The organism is Rhodanobacter sp. FW102-FHT14D06 (genome assembly GCF_043950705.1).
In the GTDB taxonomy this organism is placed as follows: Bacteria; Pseudomonadota; Gammaproteobacteria; order Xanthomonadales; family Rhodanobacteraceae; genus Rhodanobacter.
In genome coordinates, this window is sequence record NZ_CP170722.1 from 3,752,481 (window position 1) to 3,772,748 (window position 20,268).

16 protein-coding genes and 1 tRNA gene are annotated in these 20,268 nt (G+C 65.4%); all 17 read right to left on the bottom strand.

What is annotated here, in order from left to right; translation table 11 throughout:
* Positions 1-81 precede the first annotated feature (81 nt).
* The 17 genes from truB to ACFCQI_RS17025 all read right to left on the bottom strand — a co-directional run bounded on the left by truB (position 82) and on the right by ACFCQI_RS17025 (position 20,267).
* Entirely contained in the window at positions 82-1,020 is a 939-nt protein-coding gene (truB, locus tag ACFCQI_RS16945) for a tRNA pseudouridine(55) synthase TruB (protein WP_395118582.1), read from the bottom strand.
* A gap of 14 nt (positions 1,021-1,034) precedes the next feature.
* Positions 1,035-1,418 carry a 30S ribosome-binding factor RbfA gene (rbfA, locus tag ACFCQI_RS16950; protein ID WP_395118584.1) on the bottom strand — a complete coding sequence of 128 codons (384 nt, stop codon included), beginning with the start codon at positions 1,416-1,418 and terminating at the stop codon, positions 1,035-1,037.
* Positions 1,419-1,574: 156 nt separating this feature from the next.
* Positions 1,575-4,346, bottom strand: coding sequence for a translation initiation factor IF-2 (gene infB / locus ACFCQI_RS16955; RefSeq protein WP_395118586.1), 2,772 nt, complete (start codon positions 4,344-4,346; stop codon positions 1,575-1,577).
* Between the two features lie 131 nt (positions 4,347-4,477).
* On the bottom strand, positions 4,478-5,983 hold the full coding sequence (gene nusA, locus ACFCQI_RS16960; RefSeq protein ID WP_395118588.1) for a transcription termination factor NusA: 1,506 nt from the start codon (positions 5,981-5,983) through the stop codon (positions 4,478-4,480).
* A gap of 113 nt (positions 5,984-6,096) precedes the next feature.
* Complete coding sequence (gene rimP, locus ACFCQI_RS16965; protein ID WP_395118590.1) at positions 6,097-6,624, bottom strand: ribosome maturation factor RimP; 528 nt, start codon at positions 6,622-6,624, stop codon at positions 6,097-6,099.
* Between the two features lie 181 nt (positions 6,625-6,805).
* Positions 6,806-6,882 (bottom strand) — tRNA-Met (locus tag ACFCQI_RS16970).
* A 90-nt stretch (positions 6,883-6,972) separates the two neighbouring features.
* Positions 6,973-8,427, bottom strand: a complete 1,455-nt coding sequence (nuoN, locus tag ACFCQI_RS16975; protein ID WP_395118592.1) for an NADH-quinone oxidoreductase subunit NuoN — start codon at positions 8,425-8,427, stop codon at positions 6,973-6,975.
* Positions 8,428-8,439: 12 nt separating this feature from the next.
* Positions 8,440-9,945 (bottom strand): NuoM family protein, encoded by a 1,506-nt coding sequence (locus ACFCQI_RS16980; RefSeq protein ID WP_395118594.1) that lies wholly within the window; start codon positions 9,943-9,945, stop codon positions 8,440-8,442.
* Between the two features lie 14 nt (positions 9,946-9,959).
* Positions 9,960-11,987 (bottom strand): NADH-quinone oxidoreductase subunit L, encoded by a 2,028-nt coding sequence (nuoL, locus tag ACFCQI_RS16985; RefSeq protein ID WP_395118596.1) that lies wholly within the window; start codon positions 11,985-11,987, stop codon positions 9,960-9,962.
* Positions 11,988-11,991: 4 nt separating this feature from the next.
* The gene (gene nuoK / locus ACFCQI_RS16990; RefSeq protein ID WP_136257167.1) at positions 11,992-12,297 is read right to left on the bottom strand and encodes an NADH-quinone oxidoreductase subunit NuoK; all 306 of its coding nucleotides are present in this window, start codon (positions 12,295-12,297) and stop codon (positions 11,992-11,994) included.
* Entirely contained in the window at positions 12,294-12,950 is a 657-nt protein-coding gene (locus ACFCQI_RS16995) for an NADH-quinone oxidoreductase subunit J (protein ID WP_395118598.1), read from the bottom strand. The genes nuoK and ACFCQI_RS16995 overlap by 4 nt, the downstream gene beginning before the upstream one ends.
* 9 nt (positions 12,951-12,959) lie before the next feature.
* On the bottom strand, positions 12,960-13,451 hold the full coding sequence (nuoI, locus tag ACFCQI_RS17000; RefSeq protein WP_395118600.1) for an NADH-quinone oxidoreductase subunit NuoI: 492 nt from the start codon (positions 13,449-13,451) through the stop codon (positions 12,960-12,962).
* A gap of 3 nt (positions 13,452-13,454) precedes the next feature.
* Positions 13,455-14,507 (bottom strand): NADH-quinone oxidoreductase subunit NuoH, encoded by a 1,053-nt coding sequence (gene nuoH, locus ACFCQI_RS17005; RefSeq protein ID WP_395118602.1) that lies wholly within the window; start codon positions 14,505-14,507, stop codon positions 13,455-13,457.
* A 5-nt stretch (positions 14,508-14,512) separates the two neighbouring features.
* The gene (gene nuoG, locus ACFCQI_RS17010) at positions 14,513-16,837 is read right to left on the bottom strand and encodes an NADH-quinone oxidoreductase subunit NuoG (RefSeq protein ID WP_395118604.1); all 2,325 of its coding nucleotides are present in this window, start codon (positions 16,835-16,837) and stop codon (positions 14,513-14,515) included.
* 127 nt (positions 16,838-16,964) lie between these two features.
* Complete coding sequence (gene nuoF / locus ACFCQI_RS17015; RefSeq protein ID WP_395118606.1) at positions 16,965-18,275, bottom strand: NADH-quinone oxidoreductase subunit NuoF; 1,311 nt, start codon at positions 18,273-18,275, stop codon at positions 16,965-16,967.
* Entirely contained in the window at positions 18,275-18,841 is a 567-nt protein-coding gene (gene nuoE / locus ACFCQI_RS17020; protein ID WP_395118608.1) for an NADH-quinone oxidoreductase subunit NuoE, read from the bottom strand. The genes nuoF and nuoE overlap by 1 nt, the downstream gene beginning before the upstream one ends.
* 169 nt (positions 18,842-19,010) lie before the next feature.
* Positions 19,011-20,267, bottom strand: a complete 1,257-nt coding sequence (locus ACFCQI_RS17025; RefSeq protein ID WP_395118610.1) for an NADH-quinone oxidoreductase subunit D — start codon at positions 20,265-20,267, stop codon at positions 19,011-19,013.
* Between the last annotated feature and the right edge of the window lies 1 nt (position 20,268).

Genomic DNA, 20,268 nt, shown 5'->3' on the forward strand with positions numbered 1-20,268 from the left:
CCTGGTTGGAGTGAAAGCGTTGAAATAACTTGTCTATTCTACTGATGCCAGTGGTGTTACAACAAGTGCGCAGCCCGCTTTTCAGGCAAATCCGCCCGCTGGCGGCAGGTTGAAGCCGCGCAGGATGCGGCTGCGGCGCATGTCGTCCAGTTCGAGCACGGCGAGCAAGGCACCATCGGGCGCGAATGCCGCGCAGCGACCGGCGGGTACCGAGGGGTCAAGCTGGATCGGCTGGCCACGCGAAACGGCCATCGCCTGCGCCTCGTCCAGGTGAACCGACGGCAGGTCGCGCAGACCCTCAGCCACCGGCAGCAGATGGCACAGCAAGGCCTCGTCGCCCTGCTCCGCTGCCTGCTCGAGTTCGGCCATGGTGACCATGCGCGGATCGCGGAAGGGATCCACCCAGGTGCGCCGCAGCGAAGTCAGGTGCGCGCCGCAACCCAGGGTGGCACCCAGATCCGTCGCCAGCGAGCGCACATAGGTTCCCGAGCCGCATTCCACCAGCAACTGCAAGGTGTCGCTGTCGCGGGAGAGCAGCTCCAGTCGATGCACGACCACCTCGCGCGCCGGCCGTTCCACCGACTCGCCGCGGCGCGCCTTCACGTACAGTCTTTCGCCATCCTGCTTGAGCGCCGAATACATCGGCGGCACCTGACGGATCGCTCCACGCAGCGGTGCCAGCGCGGCTTCGATCAGCTCAGGGTCGAGTCGGGGCACCGGCTGGCGTGCGATCACCTCGCCCTCGCGGTCACCGGTGTCGGTGCTGATGCCGAGCCGGCATTCAGCCAGATAACCCTTGCTGGCGCCGAGCAAGGTGCCGGCCAGCTTGGTGGCCTCGCCGAAACACAAGGGCAGCAGACCGCTGGCCAGCGGGTCGAGCGCACCGGCGTGGCCGCCCTTGGCCGCGCGCAACAGCCGGCGGACGCCTTGCAGGGCCTGGTTCGAGCTCAAGCCGATCGGCTTGTCGAGCAGCACGATCCCGTGCAGGTCGCGGTACTGGATGCGGGGTGGTTTGCGCATTCGTGCCGCCAGGCTCAGACCGCGTTGGCGTCATCGTCCGGCTTGGGTGCATCCGCCTGTTCGCGCAGCAGGCGTTCGATGCGCTCGCCCTTGTCGACCGAATCGTCGTACTTGAACTTCAGTTCGGGCACGCGCCGCATGCGCATGCCGCTGTGCGCCAGCGCGTGGCGAATCTCGTGCCCCATCTGGTTGAGCGCCTTCACCGCCGGCAAACCCTGCTCCGGTACCAGCGCGGTGACCCACACCGTCGCCCAGTCCAGGTCCCGGGTGATCTCGACATCGGAAACACTCACCGACGGCAGGCCGTGGTCGCGCACCGCGGCATGCACCAGCAGCCCAAGCTCGCGGCGCAGCTCGGCTCCGATGCGGTCGGTACGTTTGAAATCGCGGGAAGGCATGATTGGAAAGCCGGGAATAGGGAATCGAGAATAGGGAATCGGAAAGGCAAAGGTGCGTCACGGGAGCATGGAGGCCAGGGAAGTCGGGACAGCCGCTCTGACTATTCCCGATTCCCTATTCCCTATTCCCGCTCGCACCTTGCGATGCCGCAGGCATCACAAGGTGCGAGCCACTTCCGTGCGCTCGAAGCATTCGATCTGGTCGCCGACCTTGACGTCGTTGTACTGCTTGACGGCGATGCCGCACTCCATGCCGCTGCGGACTTCTTCCACGAGGTCCTTGAAGCGACGCAGCGATTCCAGCTCGCCCTCGAACACCACCACGTTGTCGCGCAGCACGCGGATCGGCTTGCTGCGCTTGACGTGGCCCTCGGTGACCATGCAACCGGCCACGGCGCCGAACTTGGAACTGCGGAACACGTCGCGCACCTCGGCGATGCCGATGATGTCCTCGCGCACTTCCATGCCGAGCAGGCCGGTGGCCGCCTGGGTGACCTGATCGATCACGTCGTAGATGATCGAGAAGTAACGCACGTCCAGGCCATTGGTTTCGATCACCTTGCGCGCCGATGCGTCGGCACGGACGTTGAAGCCGATCACCAGCGCCTTGGACGCAGCGGCGAGCGTGGCGTCGGATTCGTTGATGCCGCCCACGCCGGAGGACACCACGTTGACCCGCACGCGCTCGTTGCCGATCTGGGTCAGCGACTCGCGCAAGGCCTCCACCGACCCCTGCACGTCGCCCTTGACCAGGATGTTGAGCGTCTGCTGCTCGTCGCCCTGGCCCATCTTGGCGATGATGTCTTCCAGACGGTTGCTCTTGCTGACCATCCGCGTCTCGCGCCGCTTGAGCTCACGCTCCTGCGCCACTTCGCGGGCCAGACGCTCGTCCTCGACGCAGACGAAATCGTCGCCGGTCTCGGGCACGCCGGACAGACCGAGCACCTGCACCGGAATCGACGGACCGGCTTCGTCTACCTGCTTGCCGGACTGGTTGATCAACGCGCGCATGCGCCCGTACTCGATGCCGCAGACCACGAAGTCGCCCTTGCGCAACGTGCCCTGCTGAACCAGCACGGTGGCCACCGGACCGCGGCCGCGATCCAGGCTGGATTCGATCACCACGCCGGAGGCGCGGCCGTCGGCCACCGCCTTGAGCTCCATCACCTCGGCCTGGATCGAGATCGCTTCGAGCAGTTCCTCGATGCCCATGCCGGTCTTGGCCGACACCGGCACGAACTGCACGTCGCCGCCCCAGTCTTCCGGCACCACTTCCTGTGCAACCAGGCCCTGCTTCACGTTGTCGGGGTTGGCGCCGTCCTTGTCCATCTTGTTGACCGCCACGATGATCGGCACGTTGGCCGCGCGGGCATGCTTGACCGCCTCGATCGTCTGCGGCTTGACGCCGTCGTCGGCAGCCACCACCAGGATCACGATGTCGGTCGACTGCGCACCGCGGGCGCGCATCGAGGTGAACGCCGCGTGGCCCGGGGTGTCGAGGAAGGTGATCACGCCGCGCGAGGTCTTCACGTGGTACGCGCCGATGTGCTGGGTGATGCCGCCGGCTTCGCCGGATGCCACCTTGGTGCGCCGGATGTAGTCGAGCAGCGAGGTCTTGCCGTGGTCGACGTGGCCCATGATCGTCACTACCGGCGGCCGCGGAACCTTCTCGCCTTCCAGCTCGATGTTCTGGGTATGCGCCGCGAGCGTCTCCTCGGCGTTGTTCTGGTTGTCCGCCACCGGCGTATGGCCGAGTTCCTCGACCACCAGCACGGCGGTGTCGTGGTCGACGGTCTGGTTGATCGTCGCCATCACGCCCATCTTGAACAGGGCTTTCACCACCTCGGAGCCCTTCACCGCCATCTTCTGGGCGAGATCGGCCACCACGTTGGTGTCGCTCACCACCACCTCGCGCACCACCGGTGCGGTGGGGCGGGAGAACCCGTGCGTTCCGCCGGACACGCCGCTGCCGCGCGCCAGCAGGTCGCGACCGCCACTGCGCCCGCCCTTGCCGCGTTTGGTGCTGGAGGATGAGCGGCGTGCGCGATCGGCCTCGCTGAGGTGCATCTGGCCGCCGGCGAAGCGCTTGCTGCCGTCGCGCTCGTGCTTGCTGCCGACGTCCTCGCTGCGCTCGCGGCCATGCCGTGCCTTGCCGCCGCGAGCCGCATCGCTCGCTGCCGGCGCGGGCGCCGGTGCGGGAGCCGGTGCCGGGGCGGGCGGCTTGACCAGTTTTTCGCGCTTGCGCGGCTCGTGGATGCGCGGAAGGATCATGCCCAGCTCGCGCTGGTCCATGCGCTGCACGCCCGGCTCCTCGTCGACGGGTTCGCTGGCGACCACCGGCTCCTCGGCAGGCGCTTCCGGCGCGGGTTCGGCGAGATCCGCCGCGCTCTGCGCTTCGGCGGCCGTTTCGGCACGCCGGGCTTCTTCCTGGCGCTGTTGTTCGTCGAGCTCGCGCTGGCGCGCGTCCTTCTCGCGGCGCTGCTCGGAATCCAGCCGTTCGCGCTCCTCGCGCTCGCGCTGCTGCTGCGATTCCTGCAGCTTGCGCACGGCCTCCTCGCGCTCGGGTTCGGCGCTGGCCTCCTCGGCAATCACGCTGCGCTTGACGTAGGTGCGCCTGGCGCGCACTTCCACGTTGACCGTCTTGGCGGGGCCGGCGGCGCCACGACCACCGGAGCCGGCCACCTTCAATTCGCCCACCGTGCGTCGTCGCAGGGTGATCTGGCGCGGTGCCGCATCCGCAACCTCGGCGGCGGCTTCGGCCTTGCCGTGGGTTCGGCGCAGGAATCCGAGCAGTTTCACCTTCTCGGTGCTGCTGATGACCTGCTCCTGGTCGGAGAATTTCATGCCCGCTTCGCCAAGCTGCGTCAGCAACTTGTCGACCGGCATGCCCAGTACCTGGGCGAGTTGTTTGATCGTGACGTCCGACATTCTGTTCTCTGCTCCGCCGTTCCCGCGCTTGTCATTTCGTGCGGCATCATGATCGCCGCCCTTTCCATCCCTGGTGAAGAACCCCGGGGTTCTTCCCGGCGCACCCGTCCGGGGTGCCGCCGTACCCGCGCTCAGCCACCCTGCTCCAGCCGCGCGATCATCGGCGCGCGGGCCGCCATGATCAGCGCCGCAGCGCGCTCCTCATCCATGCCCTCGATATCGATGAGATCGTCCACTGCCAGGTCGGCCAGGTCGTCGACCGTGCAGACCTCACGCGCGGCCAGCGCATAGGCGGTTTCCTCGTCCATGCCTTCCAGGGCAAGCAGCTCGGCGCTGGGCTGGTGATCGTCGACGCCCTCCTCCACCGCCAGCGCCTCGGTCAGCAGCGCATCGCGGGCGCGGGCACGCAGCTCCTCGACGATGTCCTCGTCGAAGCCCTCCACGGCCAGCAGCTCGGCGCTGGGCACGTAGGCGATTTCCTCGATGCTGGAGAAACCCTCCTGCACCAGGATGACCGCGATCTCCTGGTCGACCTCGAGCTTGTCCATGAACAGGACGCGTGCCGCTTCCTGCTCGGCCTCGCTCTTGGCGGTGACCTGGTCCTGCGTCATCACGTTGAGCTGCCAGCCGGTCAGCTTGCTGGCCAGGCGCACGTTCTGGCCACCGCGGCCGATCGCCTGGGACAGCTTGTCCTCGGCCACCGCGATGTCCATCGAGTGCTTTTCTTCGTCCATGATGATCGACTGCACCTCGGCCGGCGCCATCGCGTTGATGACGAACTGGGCCGGATTCTCGTGCCACAGGATGATGTCGACGCGCTCGCCGTTGAGGTCGTTGGAGACCGCCTGCACGCGCGAACCGCGCATGCCGATGCACGCGCCGATCGGGTCGGTGCGGCTGTCGTGCGCCAGCACGGCGATCTTGGCGCGGTCGCCCGGGTCGCGCGCGCAGCCCTTGATCTCGACCAGGCCCTGGCCGACTTCCGGCACTTCCAGCTTGAACAGCTCGATCATGAACTCCGGCGCGGCGCGCGACACGAACAGCTGCGGGCCACGAACCTCGGATTTGACCTCGTAGAGATAGCCGCGCACGCGGTCGCCCACGCGCGCCGACTCGCGCGGAATGGTCTTGTCGCGCGGGATGAACGCCTCGGCGTTGCTGCCGAGGTCGAGATAGATGTTGCCGCGCTCGACGCGCTTGACGATGCCGGTGACCAGTTCGCCGACGCGATCGGCGAAGGCGTCCACCACCTGCTGGCGCTCGGCCTCGCGCACGCGCTGCACGATCACCTGCTTGGCGGCCTGCGCGGCGATGCGACCGAATTCGGCGTTCTCGACCTGCTCCTCGATGTACTCGCCGACCTGGGCGTCGGCACGCTCGTCCAGCGCATCCATCAGGCGCAGCTGGTACGCCGGGGATTCCATCTCGCCGTCGTCGGCGATGATCTCCCAGCGGCGGAACGTCTCGTACTCGCCGGTAGCGTGATCGATCGACACGCGGATATCCGGCTCTTCGTCCGGGTACCGCTTCTTGGCGGCCGAAGCCAGTGCGGCCTCCATCGCGTCGAAGATCACGTCTTCCGATACGCCCTTTTCGTTGGCGACCGCATCGACGACCAGCAAAAGTTCTTTGCTCATTGCTGCAACTCCACAGGCGCCAGGCGGCGTCCAATTGTTGATTTTTCTGCGCTCGTCCATGAACACGTGGATCAAAGGTCCGCCATCCGTGGCAGGCTTTTCAATGGGTTCTGCTAACTCTTCGCAGGGCGCTTGCCGCCGGGCTTGGGCTGGGGCGCATAACCGAGCGCGACCCAGTCCGGCACCACGCGCGCACTCTCGACCTGGTTGTGCTCGAAATCGAAGGTGCGGCCTTCCGCTTCGAGCGAAATGCGGTCGCCCTCCACCACGGCCAGCTTGCCGCGCAGGCGACGGCGGCCATCCAGCGGTGCCTTCAGCAGCACCTTCACTTCCTGTCCCGCGGCCTTGCGGAACTGCGCCGCGGTGAACAACGGCCTGTCGATGCCCGGCGAGGAGACTTCCAGCACGTAATGGCCGGGAATCGGGTCGTCCACGTCGAGCAGCGCCGACAGCTCGCGACTCGCCTTCTCGCAATCCTCGATGCCGACTTCACGACGCTCCGCGCCATCCGCCTCGGGCAAATCAAGGTAAACGCGCAGGGTACTCTGCCCCTGCGATGGAGTGAACTCCACGCCAAGGCATTCCAGGCCCAGATCGGCCAGTACTTCGCTGAATCGTCGTGCCAGAGCCTGGGTATCCATCACTCACCTGAACTCGGTCGCGGAAACAAAAAATGGGCTCCAACGGCCCATTTCCCTAACTCGCCGATGATCGTCCTCGTGTCGCGTTCCATGTCCGGCGCTCGCGTTTCGCGCCGTGCGGTACATCCTTGCAGCCAACAAAAAAGCCTCACGAGGAGGCTTTCTTGCATCAAGAAAGATCTGGTAGCGGGGGCAGGATTCGAACCTGCGACCTTCGGGTTATGAGCCCGACGAGCTGCCAGACTGCTCCACCCCGCATCAGAGTCCGCAAAGTCTACCGGGATGGCGGGTTTCTTGCAAGCACGAAGATCGTCGCGCTGGCCGGAAAACCATCCGCCGACATGGGCGTCAGACGCCGAACGCGCGCTGGCACCATGCCAGCAGCGGCCCCCAGTACAGGCCGAGCGCAAGCAGCGCCAAGGCATTCACCGACAGCACCACGCGCAGCGAGGTGTCGGTCTTGACCTCCACCACCGCGCCTTCCTCCGGCGCATCGAAGTACATGACCTTGATGACGTAAAGGTAGTAGTAAAGCCCGATGAACGCGGTGACGACGCCCACGATGGCCAGCCACAACATGTCGGCGTGGATCGCCGCCTCCAGCACCAGCACTTTGGCCCAGAAGCCGAACAGCGGCGGCACGCCGGCCAGCGAGAACATCGCCAACAGCATCAGGAACGCCATCCACGGCGCCTTCTGGTTCAGACCCTTGAAATCGCTGATCTCCTCGCACTCGAACCCGGCCCGGGCGAGCACCAGCATCACGCCGAACGCCGCCGCGCTCATCAGCGCATAGCAGATCACGTAGAACAGCGCAGCCGAGTAGCCTTCAGGGGTTGCCGCCGAGAGGCCCAGCAACACGTAGCCCATGTGCGAAATGGTCGAGTACGCCATCATGCGCTTGAAGTTGGTCTGCACGATGGCGACCAGGTTGCCGATCACCAGCGATGCGGTGGCCAGCGCGGCCAGCATCGGCTGCCAGTAATGGCTGAGATCGCCCATCCCGACCTCGAGCAGGCGCCAGGCCAGGCCGAATGCCGCCAGTTTCGACACCGCGCCGATGAACGTCGTCACCGGCGTCGGCGCTCCGTGATAGACGTCCGGCAGCCACATGTGGAACGGCGCGACGCCCAGCTCGAAACCGATGCCCACCAGCATGAATATCAGGCCCAGCAGCAACAGCTTGGGTGCCGTGGTGTAGGCCATCACGCCATGCAGCTGCGCCAGATCCAGTGTCGGCGTGCCGCCCATGCCCGACGCGCCGTAGACCATCGACATGCCGTAGAGCAGCATGCCGGAAGCAAGGGCACTCAGCACGAAGTACTTGATCGCCGCCTCCGGCGGCAGGCGGGCATCGCGGTTGAGCGCGACCAGCGCATAGGACGACAGCGACAGCAGCGCCAGGCCGAGGTAGATCGTTACCAGGTTGCCGGCCGACACCATCACCATCACGCCGAGCGCGGCGAAAATCATCAACGCGTAGAACTCGCCGCCGAACAGCTTGCGGTCGATCATGTAGGGCCGCGCGTACACGAACACCACCGCGGTGATGCCCAGCGCGAAGACCTTGAGGATCTCCGCCACGTGGTCGCGCACGAACATGCCGTTGAACGCGGTTGCGGTCTGTTCGGGCTGGCCGGCGACCACCAGGTAGATCGCCACCAGCAGCACGGCGATGGAGGTCCAGTGCAGCTGCGGGCGCTGCGCCGGTTTCATGAACGCGTCCAGCAGCAGGATCAGGCACACCGCCGCCACCAGGTAAAGCTCCGGCAGCAGGGTCAGGATGTCATAGAGAGTGGGCATGTTCGCTTCTGCTCAGATCTTGTGGACGGCAAGTTGCTGCACCAGGTGCGCCACCGAGCTGTCCATCAGGTGGATCAGCGGCTGCGGCCACACGCCGATGGCAAGGACCGCAACGGCGAAGCCGATCAGCACCCAGGTTTCACGCGGGGTCATCGGCGTCATGTGCTTGACGTGTTCGGTGGTCACCGGGCCCCACAGCACGCGCTTGACCAACCACAAGGTGTAGCCGGCACCGATGATCAGGGTGAACGTGGCAAACAACGCGATCCACGGGCTGGCGCTGAAGCTGGCCAGGATCACCATGAACTCGCCGACGAAACCGCTGGTGCCCGGCAGGCCGCAGTTCGCCATCGCGAACAAGACGTAGAAGAGGCCGAACCACGGCATCATGTTGATGACGCCGCCGTAGTCCTTGATCTGGCGCGTGTGGGTGCGGTCGTACATCACGCCGATGCAGGTGAACATGGCGCCGGAGACGAAACCGTGCGAAATCATCTGCACCATCGCGCCCTGCATGCCCAGGCTGGCCATGTCGGTATTGCCGCCTTCGCGCACCAGCATGAAGGCCATGAAGATGCCCAGGGTGACAAAGCCCATGTGCGCCACGGACGAATAGGCCACCAGCTTCTTCATGTCCTCCTGCACCAGCGCGACATAGCCGATGTAGACGATCGCGACCAGGCTGAGCACGATCACGATCCACGCGAAGTGCGCACCGGCGTCCGGGGTGATCGGCAGGATGAAGCGCACCATGCCGTAGGTGCCGATCTTCAGCATCACCGCCGCCAGCCACACCGAACCGCCGGTGGGCGCCTCGACGTGCGCGTCGGGCAACCAGGTGTGCACCGGCACCATCGGCACCTTGATCGCGAAGGCGATCAGGAAGCCGAAGAACAGCCAGGCCTGCTCCTTCATCGTCAGCGGCAGCGCCGCCAGCGTCGCCAGATCGAACGTGTGCGCCTTCTGGTACAGGTACAGCAGCGCGATCAGCATGAACACCGAACCGGTGAACGTGTAGATGAACAGCTTCAACGTCGCGTACACGCGCCGCGGACCGCCCCACATGCCGATCAGGATGTACATCGGGATCAGCACCGCCTCGAAGAAGGCGTAGAACACCAGCGCGTCGGTGGCGCAGAACACGCCGATCAGCAGGCCCTCCAGCAACAGCATGCAGGCCATGTACTGGTGCGGACGGTTCTGGATGACCTTCCACGCGCCGGCGATGACCAGGATGCCGACGAAGGTCGTCATCAGGATCAGCGCGACGGAGATGCCGTCCACCGCCAGGGTGAAATGCACGCCCCAGGTCGCGATCCACACATGGGTTTCCTGCAGCTGCATCACCGACCCTTCCGGGTCGTAGCGCAGCAGCCACAGGCTGATCACGAAGGTCGCGATGGTAATAAGCAGCGCCAGCCAGCGCGCCAGCATCGGCCGGGCGGAACCGGCCAGCAGCACCGGCACCGCGCCGACGATGGGCAGCCAGATCAGCAGACTGAGAAGATGATTGAACATGGAGCCTGCTTCCCCTAGTTGCCGAACAGTCGATAGCCGCCAAACAGCACGATCACGCCGATGATCATGGCGAACGCGTAGTGGTAGAGGTAACCGGTCTGGAGTCTCCGCAGCAATGCCGCGCCGCGATGGACCAGCCGCACCGACCCGTTCACCGCCACGCCGTCGATCACGCCGGCGTCGCTGAACTTCCAGAACAGGCGCCCCATCTTCTGCCCGCCGCTGGCAAACAGCGTGTACTCCACTTCATCCGCCCAGTACTTGCGGTCGAGCACCGTCCACAACGGCTTGAGCGCCTGCTTGATCCGGCCGGCCAGCGCGGGATTGAACACGTAGATATAGGTACAGATCACGAAGGCCGCCACCACCAGCAGGAACGGCAGCTGGGTGAAGCCGTGCAACGCCATCGCCGCCGCGCCATGGAACTCCTGGCCCAGCTCGGCCAGCACGTTGTTGGCCTCGTCCACGTGGATCGCGCTGCCGAACCAGTTGCCGAACAGCATCGGCGCAACGGTGACGTAGCCGATCAGCAATGACGGGATCGCCAGCAGCACCAGCGGCACGGTCACCACCCACGGCGACTCCTTCGGCGCATGCGCCAGCACGCCCGGTTCATGGTGGTCGTGATCGTCATGACCGTGACCATGCGAGGCGACGACAGTGAAGCGCTCCTTGCCGTGGAAGGTCAGGTACATCTGGCGGAACGTGTACAGGCCCGTGACCAGCGCACCGGCCATCACGCAGAAGTACGCATAGTTGGCGCCCCAACGATGCGACAGGCCGACCGCCTCGATGATCGCATCCTTCGAGTAGAAACCCGAGGTGAACGGCACCGCCACCAGCGCCAGCGAGCCGATCCACATGGTGATCCAGGTGATCGGCATGTACTTGCGCAGGCCGCCCATGTAGCGCATGTCCTGCTCGTGGTGCATCGCGATGATCACCGAGCCGGCACCGAGGAACAGCAGCGCCTTGAAGAAGGCGTGGGTCATCAGGTGGAATACCGCGCCGGAATACATCGACACGCCCAGCGCCACCGTCATGTAGCCCAGCTGCGACAGCGTGGAGTACGCCACCACGCGCTTGATGTCATTTTGGACTATGCCAATCAACCCGGTGAACAGCGCAGTCGTGGCGCCGATCACCAGCACGAAGCTCAGCGCAGTCGAGGACATCTCGAACAGCGGCGACATGCGCGCCACCATGAAGATGCCGGCGGTGACCATGGTCGCGGCATGGATCAGCGCCGAGATCGGGGTCGGGCCTTCCATCGAATCGGGCAGCCACACGTGCAGCGGCACCTGTGCCGACTTGCCCATGGCGCCGACGAACAGCAAGATGCAGATCACGGTCGCTGCATCCCACTGCGTGTTCGCGGTGATCTGCAGCGTCTGGCCAGCCAGCCCCGGCGCCGCGCTGAACGCACTGGCGTAGTCCAGCGTGTGCAGGAAGGTCAACACCGCGGCAATGCCCAGCAGGAAGCCGAAGTCACCCACACGGTTGACCAGGAACGCCTTCAGGTTGGCGAAGATCGCGGTCGGCCGCTTGTACCAGAAGCCGATCAGCAGGTAGGACACCAGGCCCACCGCTTCCCAGCCAAAGAACAGCTGCATGAAGTTGTTGCTCATGACCAGCATGAACATCGAGAAGGTGAACAGCGAGATGTAGCTGAAGAAGCGCGTATAGCCCGGGTCGTCGCGCATGTAGCCGATGGTGTACAGGTGCACCACCAGTGAGACGAAGCCCACCACCACCAGCATCATCGCGGTGAGCCTGTCCACCATGAAACCGACGCTGGCGTTGACCTGCCCGATCTGGAACCAGGTGTAGAGGTTCTGGTTGTAGTTGTCCGCGCCGCCCACGGTGAGCTGGTACAGCACATGGAACGACAGCGCGACCGACACGATCATGCACGCGATGGTGACGGTGTGGGCGACCGCGCGACCCGCGCGGCCGAGGAACGGGCTGACGAAACCGGCCACCAGCGAACCGAGCAGCGGCGCCAGTGCGATGGTCAACAGGACGCTCGTGGAAAGACCCATGGGTTCAGCCCTTCATGCTGTCGATGTCGGCGATATTGATCGTGCTGCGCGTACGGAACAGCAGGACCAGGATCGCCAGGCCGACGGCAGCTTCCGCCGCAGCCACGGTGAGGATGAAAAACACGAACACCTGCCCCGACACGTCGCCCAGGAAGCGCGAGAACGCGACAAAATTCATGTTGACCGCAAGCAGCATCAGCTCGATCGACATCAGCAGCACGATCACGTTCTTGCGGTTGATGAACAGCCCGGCCACGGCGATGCAGAACAGCACGGCGCCGAGCACGATATAGTGTGCGAGCGAAATCATGGCTTGGATTCTCCTGCGGTGCCCTCGTCGGCGGCGGCCGGCGTCGGGCGTACGGCGTCCATCTTGACGATGCGCACGCGATCGCGCGGATCGACCCTGACCTGCCGGCTGGCGGATTCGTAACGCGCACCGCGACGTTCGCGCAGGGTCAGCGCTACCGCAGCCACCAGGCCCACGGTGAGCACCAGCGCAGCCACTTCGAACGGCAACAGGAATTTGGTGTACAGCGCCTGGCCCAGCCACGCGGTGTTGGACATGCCGGCCACCGCAGCCGGGTCAGCGCCCAGGTCGCGCGCATGCATCGCCCGCACGCCGATCAGGCCGAGCATCTCGACCAGCATCACGATGGCCACGATCACCCCGACCGGCAGGAACTTCACGAAACCCTCGTGCATTTTCTCCAGGTCGATGTCGAGCATCATCACCACGAACAGGAACAGCACCATCACCGCGCCGACGTAGACCACCACCAGTGCCAGCGCGAGGAACTCGGCGTCCAGCAGCATCCACAGGCAGGCAGCGCTGAAGAAGGTGAGCACCAGCGCGAGCACGGCGTGCACGGTGTTCTTCAGCGTGATCACCGAGAGCGCCGCCGCCACCGTGACGAGGCTGAAGGCGTAGAAGCAGATGATTTGCAGCGTTTGGGGATTCATCGAAGGGCCTCAGCGGTACGGCGCATCTTGGGCACGATCCGCAGCGATCTGCTGTTCGAAGCGATCGCCGATGGCAAGCAGCTTCTGCTTGTCCACCACGTTCTCGCCGCGATTCTCGAAGTGGTATTCGTGGATCGAGGTCTCGACGATCGAGTCGACCGGGCAGCTCTCCTCGCAGAAACCGCAGTAGATGCACTTGAACAGGTCGATCTCGTAGCGCGTGGTGCGGCGCTGGCCGTCGCTCTCTCGCGGAGCCGAATCGATGGTGATCGCCAGCGCCGGGCAGACCGCCTCGCACAGCTTGCAGGCGATGCAGCGCTCCTCGCCGTTCGCATAGCGGCGCAACGCATGCAGACCGCGGAAACGATTCGACTTCGGGATGTGCTCCATCGGGTAGCGCATGGTGTACTTGGGCTTGAACATGTAGCGCATCGTCACGCCCATGCCGGCAACCAGCTCCGCCAGCATCAAACTCTTCAAATAACGGGTTACCGCGTTCATGGGTTACGCTCCCACCCCGATGCTGACCAGGTCGTAGTACTTCAGCAGACCGGCGACGAACACCCAGGCAATGGCAATGGGGATGAATACCTTCCAGCCCAGGCGCATGATCTGGTCGTAGCGGTAGCGCGGGAACGTGGCGCGGAACCACAGGAAGAAGAACGACATCACGAACGCCTTGATGAACAGCCAGATGAAGCCGCCTGCCCCCAGCCAGCTGATCCAGCCGGGCGCGTCGGCGGAGATCCAGCCCTGCAGCGGGCTGAGCCAGCCGCCGAGGAAGAAGATCGCCGACAGGAAGCTGACCAGGATCATGTTGGCGTATTCGGCCAGGAAGAACAGCGCGAAGGCCGACCCGGAATACTCCACGTGGAAGCCGGCGACGATTTCCGACTCGCCTTCGGCCATGTCGAACGGCAGGCGGTTGGTCTCGGCCACGCCGGAGACGAAATAGATCACGAAGACCGGCAGCAACGGCAGCCAGAACCAGTCGAACAGGCCCTTGCCGCCGGCCTGCGCGTTGACGATTTCGCTGAGGTTGAGGCTGCCGGCCAGCACCATCACGCAGACCAGGCACAGGCCCATGGCCAGCTCGTACGAGATCACCTGGGCCGCCGAACGCATGGCGCCCAACAGCGCGTAGCGCGAGTTGGACGCCCAGCCTGCGATGATGATGCCGTAGACGCCCATCGAGGTCATCGCCAGCAGGTAGAGGATGCCTGCGTTGGCGTTGGAGAGCACCATCTTGCCGCTGAACGGGATCACCGCCCAGGCCGCCAGCGCGGGGACCAGCCCGATCAGCGGCGCCAGGAAGTACAGGAAGCGGTTGGCCTTGGTCGGCAGGATCACTTCCTTGATCAAGAGCTTCACCACGTCGGCGAACGCCTGCAGCACGCCGCCGGGGCCGACCTTGTTCGGTCCCATGCGCACGTGCATCCAGCCGATGACCTTGCGCTCCCAGTACACGAACATCGCCACCGCGATCACCAGCGGCAGCACGATGCACAGGATGTAGATCAGCGGCCACATGACCTGGTTGATGAGTTGATCAGCCATGATGCCTATGCCTTGCTCAAGGTGATGGCTGCGCCGTGCGGCGGCAGCGTGGCGGTAAGGTCTTGGGCTGCCTCGATCCACACGGCGCCGTCGGGCACGGCCGCATCGACCAGCACCGGCAACTGCACCTCGCCGATGCGCGCCTGCGCGCCGGCGGTCAGGCCTTGCCGCCCCGCCTCGGCTTCATTGAGGCGGATCGCCGGCGCACGATTGAGCGGGTGCGCATTGAGCGCGGTGGCCCGGCGCAACACCGCATCGACGCGGTAGATCGGCCAGGTGGCCAACCGGGTGAGCGCGGCAGGCGCCGCACGCGTCGACAGGCCCTGGCGCGCTGCCTGCGCGCGCTCGCCGATGCCGTCGCGCAGACCGGCGATGTCGTCGAACTCGAAACCGGCCAGCTGCATCGCCCCGCCGAGCGCACGCAGGACCTTCCAGCCCGGCCGCGCCTCGCCCGGCGCCTTGGCACCCGCGATCACGCCCTGCGCCAATCCGTCGACGTTGACCAGGGTCGCGTCGATTTCGGCCAGCAGTGCAATCGGCAGGATGACGTCCGCCACCTCGCGCAGCGCGGCACCGCCGAAGGCGCTGAACGCCACGACCTTGTCAGCGCCGCGCAGCGCCTTCAGCGCCGCGGCGCCATCGGCGAAGTCGTGCGGCGGCTCGACGCCGTACAGCAGGTACGCCTTGCGCGGTTGCGCCAGCATGGCCTGGGCATCGAGCCCGCCATTGCCCGGCACCACGCCGATGCGACCCAGGCCGATGGCGTTGGCGCCCACCGGCACCTCATCGACGCCAGCACCGGTGGCTTCGCCGATGAAGTGCGCGATCGCGCGCAGCCACGAGGCCTGCGGGTGTGTCGCGGCGGCTTCGCCGAGGATCACCGCCGAGGTACCCGCCTTCAGCGCGGCAATCACCCCACCATCGCCCTGCCCGCTGCGGGCGCTGTCCAGCGCACCGGCCAGCGATGCCGGCGCCGTGGCACCGGCTTCCACTGCAGCCTTGGCCAGCCCCAGCATGGCGTCGACCAGCGCTTGCGGAGCGACGATCGTCTCGCCCGCCAGCTTGTAGTTGAAATCGAAACGAGCCGGATTCACCACGAAGACGCGCGCGCCCTTCTTGGTCGCCTGGTGCAGCCGGTGATTGATCAGCGGCAGTTCCTGGCGCAGGTCCGAGCCGACCAGCAAGGCGGCCTGTACCCTTTCCAGTTCGGCGACCGGCATGCCGAACGGTACCGCCACGGCGTGATCGGCAAAATCGAGCTGGCGCAAACGGTGGTCGAGGTGGGCACTGCCCAGGCCACGCGCCAGGCGCACCAGCAGGTCGCCTTCCTCGTTCGAGATCGACGGGTGCGCCAGGATGCCCAGCTCGCTGCCCGGCGCCTTCTTCAGTGCCTCGCCGGCGAACGCCAGCGCGTCCTCCCAGGTGGTGTCGTGCCACTGGCCGTCGCGCTTCACCTGCGGAGCATGCAGGCGATCGGGGGCGTACATGCCCTGGTGGCTGTAGCGGTCGCGGTCGGACAGCCAGCACTCGTTGATCGCCTCGTTGTCGCGCGGCACCACCCGCAGCACCTCGCCGCGGCGCGTGTGCAGCCACAGGTTGGAACCCAGCGCGTCATGCGCACCGATCGACGGCTTGGCGATCAATTCCCAGGCACGCGCCTTGAACTGGAACACCTTGTCGGTCAATGCGCCGACCGGACAGACGTCGATGATGTTGCCGGACAGCTCGGTTTCCACCGTCTTGCCGATGTAGGTGCCGATGACCTGGTCCTCACCGCGGCTCATGCCACCCAGCTCGTAGGTGCCGGCGATCTCGCTGGTGAAGCGCACGCAGCGCGTGCAGTGGATGCAGCGCGTCATCTCGGTGGCCACCAGCGGCCCGATGTTCTCGTCGGCCACCGTGCGCTTGCGCTCGGTGAAGCGCGACACGCTGCGACCGAAGCCCAGCGCCACGTCCTGCAGTTCGCACTCGCCGCCCTGATCGCAGATCGGGCAATCCAGCGGGTGGTTGATCAGCAAGAACTCCATCACGTCGCGCTGGTATTGCAGCGCGAGCTTGGAGCGGGTCTGCACCTTCATGCCCTCGGTGACCGGGGTGGCGCACGCGGGCAGCCCCTTGGGCACCGGGCGCCCGCCCATCTCCACCTCGACCATGCACATGCGGCAGTTCGCGGCGATCGGCAGCTTGCGGTGATAGCAGAAACGCGGGATCACGACGCCGACGGCATCGGCTGCCTCGATGATCATCGCATTCTTGCGGATCTGCACCGGCTTGCCGTCGATCTCGATGCTGACCAGGTCAGGAGCGGTGCTGGTTGGCTGCGTACTCATGCAGCAACTCCTTGGGGAGCAGGGGATGGAGAATGGAGAATGGGAGATGGAAAGGGCCGCCGGATGTCGCGGCGCGATTCCCTGTTCCCGATTCCCGATTCCCGATTCGCGCGGATGGAGAGCATGGTCATGCCTTGACCTCATCGCGCGAATCGACGATCGAGTGTCCGTGCTCCACGTAGTACTCGAATTCGTTCCAGAACCGGTTCAGGAATCCCTGCACCGGCCATGCCGCCGCCTCGCCGAAAGCGCAGATGGTGTGGCCCTCGATCTGCCCGGCAATGGCCTTCAGGCGGTGCAGGTCCTCCTGTGTGCCGTTGCCTTCGACGATGCGGGTCAGCACGCGATACATCCAGCCGGTGCCTTCGCGGCACGGCGTGCACTGGCCGCAGGACTCGGCCTTGTAGAAGCGCGAGATGCGCTGGCAGACCCTGACCATGCAGGTGGTCTCGTCCATCACGATCACCGCGCCCGAGCCCAGGCCGGAGCCGGCCTTCTGCAGGCAGTCGTAGTCCATGGTGCTTTCGAGCATGATCTCGGCCGGCAGCACCTTCATCGAGGAGCCGCCCGGGATCACTGCCTTGAGCTTGTGGCCGTTGCGCACGCCGCCGGCCAGCGCCAGCAGATCCTTGAACGAGGTACCGAGGCGGACTTCGTAATTGCCGGGGCGATTGACGTGGCCGGACACCGAAAAGATCTTCGGGCCACCGTTGTTCGGCTTGCCGAGGTTGAGGAACCAGTCCGCGCCGCGGCGCAGGATCGCCGGCACCGAAGCGTAGGTCTCGGTGTTGTTGATCGTCGTCGGCTTGCCGTACAGGCCGAAATTGGCCGGGAACGGGGGCTTGAAGCGCGGCATGCCCTTCTTGCCTTCCAGCGACTCCATCATCGCGGTCTCTTCGCCGCAGATGTAGGCGCCGGCGCCCAGGGCGGCATGGATGTCCACGTCGATGCCGCTGCCCTGCACGTTCTTGCCGAGCAGGCCGGCGGCATAGGCTTCCTTCAGCGCCGCCTCGAAGTGTTCGAACGGCTCGTGGTGGAATTCGCCGCGCAGGTAGTTGTAGGCCACCGTAGAGCCCGTGCAGTAGCAGGCAATGGCCAGCCCCTCGATCACCGCGTGCGGGTTGTAGCGCAGGATGTCGCGGTCCTTGCAGGTACCCGGCTCGGACTCGTCCGAATTGCACAGGATGTATTTCTGCATCGTGCCCTTGGGCATGAAGGACCACTTCAGCCCGGTCGGGAAACCGGCGCCGCCGCGGCCGCGCAGGCTGCTCTTCTTGATCTCCTCGACCAGCGACGCCGGATCGGGCTTCTCGGCGAGGATCTTGCGCCAGGCCTTGTAGCCGTCGACCTGCTCGTAGCTTTCCATCGCCCACGGCGTGTCGAAGTGCAGCGTCGTGTAGACGACCTGGTGTTCCTGGGGTGCGGGTCCGACGGCCATCAGTGACTCCCCTCCGCGCCGTGGGCGGCCGGACCGTCGAGGGTCAGGCCATCCAGGATCGCGTCGAGCTTTTCGGTGGTGAGACGTTCGTGGTAATGCCCGTTGACCGTGGCGGCCGGGGCGTACACGCAGGCGGCGATGCACTCTTCCTCGGCCTTCAGGTAGACGCGCCCGTCGGGCGTGCTCTGGCCCAGCTTGATGCCGAGCTTCTGCTCGCAGTGGCGGACCAGCTCCTCGGCACCGTTGAGCCAGCACGAGATGTTGGTGCAGATAGCCACGTTGTTGCGGCCCACCGGCCGGGTTTCGAGCATCGAGTAGAAGCTCGCCACCTCATAGGCCCAGATGGGCGGCAAGTCCAGATATTTCGCCACCGCGGTGATCAGCTCGTCGGTGAGAAAGCCGCGGTTCTGCTCCTGCGCGCCGAACAGCGCCTGGATCAGCGCCGAGCGCTTGCGATCCGGCGGAAACTTGGCCACCCACGCGTCGATGTGCTTGCGCGTGTGCTCGGAAAGCACGAGGAGCGGATCGACGTGCTTCACCTGGTTGTAGTTGCCGGTGGCTTTCATGGATGGAACTCCGGGAATCGGGAATCGGGGCTCGGGAATCGGCAAAAGCCATCCCGCATCGCGACGATCCCGACTCCGTGACAGCAGTCGTGGCTGGTAGAAACATGAAGGCACGCGCGACCGAGATGCGCTCTGCCCATTCCCGATTCCCGATTCCCGATTTCCCGGATCATCGATCCACCTCGCCGAACACCAGGTCGTAGGTGCCGATCATGGCCACCACGTCGGCGAGCATGTGGCCGCGCACGACGGTGTCCATGGAGGAGAGGTGGGCGAAACCGGGAGCACGCAGGTGCACGCGGAACGGCTTGTTGGCACCGTCGGAAACCAGATAGCAGCCGAACTCGCCCTTGGGCGCCTCGACCGCGCAATAGGTTTCGCCGGCCGGCACGCAATAGCCTTCGGTGAACAGCTTGAAGTGATGGATGAGCGCTTCCATGCTCTCCTTCATCACCTCGCGATGGGGCGGCACGACCTTGTAGTCGTTGAGGATCACCGGGCCGGGATTGGCGCGCAGCCATTCCACGCACTGGCGGATGATGCGGTTGGACTGGCGCATCTCCTCCACGCGGCACAGGTAGCGGTCGTAGCAGTCGCCGTTGACGCCGACGGGGATGTCGAAGTCCACCTCGGCATATTTCGCGTACGGCTGCTTCTTGCGCAGGTCCCATTCCACGCCGGAGCCGCGCAGCATCACGCCGGTCATGCCCCACTGCTGGGCCAGTTCCGGGCTGACCACACCGATGCCGACGGTGCGCTGCTTCCAGATGCGGTTGGTGGTGAGCAGTGCCTCGTATTCGTCCACCTTCGAGGGGAAGTCGGCGGTGAACGCGTCGAGGAAGTCGAGCATCGAACCTTCGCGCCAGCTGTTGATGCGCTTGAGGTCGGCACCCTTGTGCCACGGCGACTCGCGGTACTGCGACATCTGCGCCGGCAGGTCGCGGTAGACGCCGCCCGGGCGGTAGTACGTGGCGTGCATGCGCGCACCCGACACCGCCTCGTAGACGTCCATCAGCTCCTCGCGCTCGCGGAACGCATAGAGCATCACCGCCATCGCGCCCAGGTCGAGTGCGTTCGAGCCGATCCACATCAGGTGATTCAGGATGCGGGTGATCTCGTCGAACATGGTGCGGATGTACTGCGCGCGCTCCGGCGCCTCGATCCCCAGCAGAGTCTCGATCGCGCGCACGTAGGCGTGCTCGTTGCACATCATCGACACGTAGTCGAGCCGGTCCATGTAGCCGATCGACTGGTTGAACGGCTTGGACTCGGCCAGCTTTTCGGTGCCGCGATGGAGCAGGCCCACGTGCGGATCGACGCGCACGATGGTCTCGCCGTCCATCTCCATGATCAGGCGCAGCACGCCGTGCGCAGCCGGGTGCTGCGGGCCGAAGTTCATCGTGTAGTTGCGGATTTCCTGGGCCATC

Coding starts and splice junctions, on each gene's coding strand:
- truB (WP_395118582.1), bottom strand. CDS start 1,020: ATGCGCAAACCACCCCGCATCCAGTACCGCGACCTGCACGGGATCGTG.
- rbfA (WP_395118584.1), bottom strand. CDS start 1,418: ATGCCTTCCCGCGATTTCAAACGTACCGACCGCATCGGAGCCGAGCTG.
- infB (WP_395118586.1), bottom strand. CDS start 4,346: ATGTCGGACGTCACGATCAAACAACTCGCCCAGGTACTGGGCATGCCG.
- nusA (WP_395118588.1), bottom strand. CDS start 5,983: ATGAGCAAAGAACTTTTGCTGGTCGTCGATGCGGTCGCCAACGAAAAG.
- rimP (WP_395118590.1), bottom strand. CDS start 6,624: ATGGATACCCAGGCTCTGGCACGACGATTCAGCGAAGTACTGGCCGAT.
- nuoN (WP_395118592.1), bottom strand. CDS start 8,427: ATGCCCACTCTCTATGACATCCTGACCCTGCTGCCGGAGCTTTACCTG.
- ACFCQI_RS16980 (WP_395118594.1), bottom strand. CDS start 9,945: ATGTTCAATCATCTTCTCAGTCTGCTGATCTGGCTGCCCATCGTCGGC.
- nuoL (WP_395118596.1), bottom strand. CDS start 11,987: ATGGGTCTTTCCACGAGCGTCCTGTTGACCATCGCACTGGCGCCGCTG.
- nuoK (WP_136257167.1), bottom strand. CDS start 12,297: ATGATTTCGCTCGCACACTATATCGTGCTCGGCGCCGTGCTGTTCTGC.
- ACFCQI_RS16995 (WP_395118598.1), bottom strand. CDS start 12,950: ATGAATCCCCAAACGCTGCAAATCATCTGCTTCTACGCCTTCAGCCTC.
- nuoI (WP_395118600.1), bottom strand. CDS start 13,451: ATGAACGCGGTAACCCGTTATTTGAAGAGTTTGATGCTGGCGGAGCTG.
- nuoH (WP_395118602.1), bottom strand. CDS start 14,507: ATGGCTGATCAACTCATCAACCAGGTCATGTGGCCGCTGATCTACATC.
- nuoG (WP_395118604.1), bottom strand. CDS start 16,837: ATGAGTACGCAGCCAACCAGCACCGCTCCTGACCTGGTCAGCATCGAG.
- nuoF (WP_395118606.1), bottom strand. CDS start 18,275: ATGGCCGTCGGACCCGCACCCCAGGAACACCAGGTCGTCTACACGACG.
- nuoE (WP_395118608.1), bottom strand. CDS start 18,841: ATGAAAGCCACCGGCAACTACAACCAGGTGAAGCACGTCGATCCGCTC.
- ACFCQI_RS17025 (WP_395118610.1), bottom strand. CDS start 20,267: ATGGCCCAGGAAATCCGCAACTACACGATGAACTTCGGCCCGCAGCAC.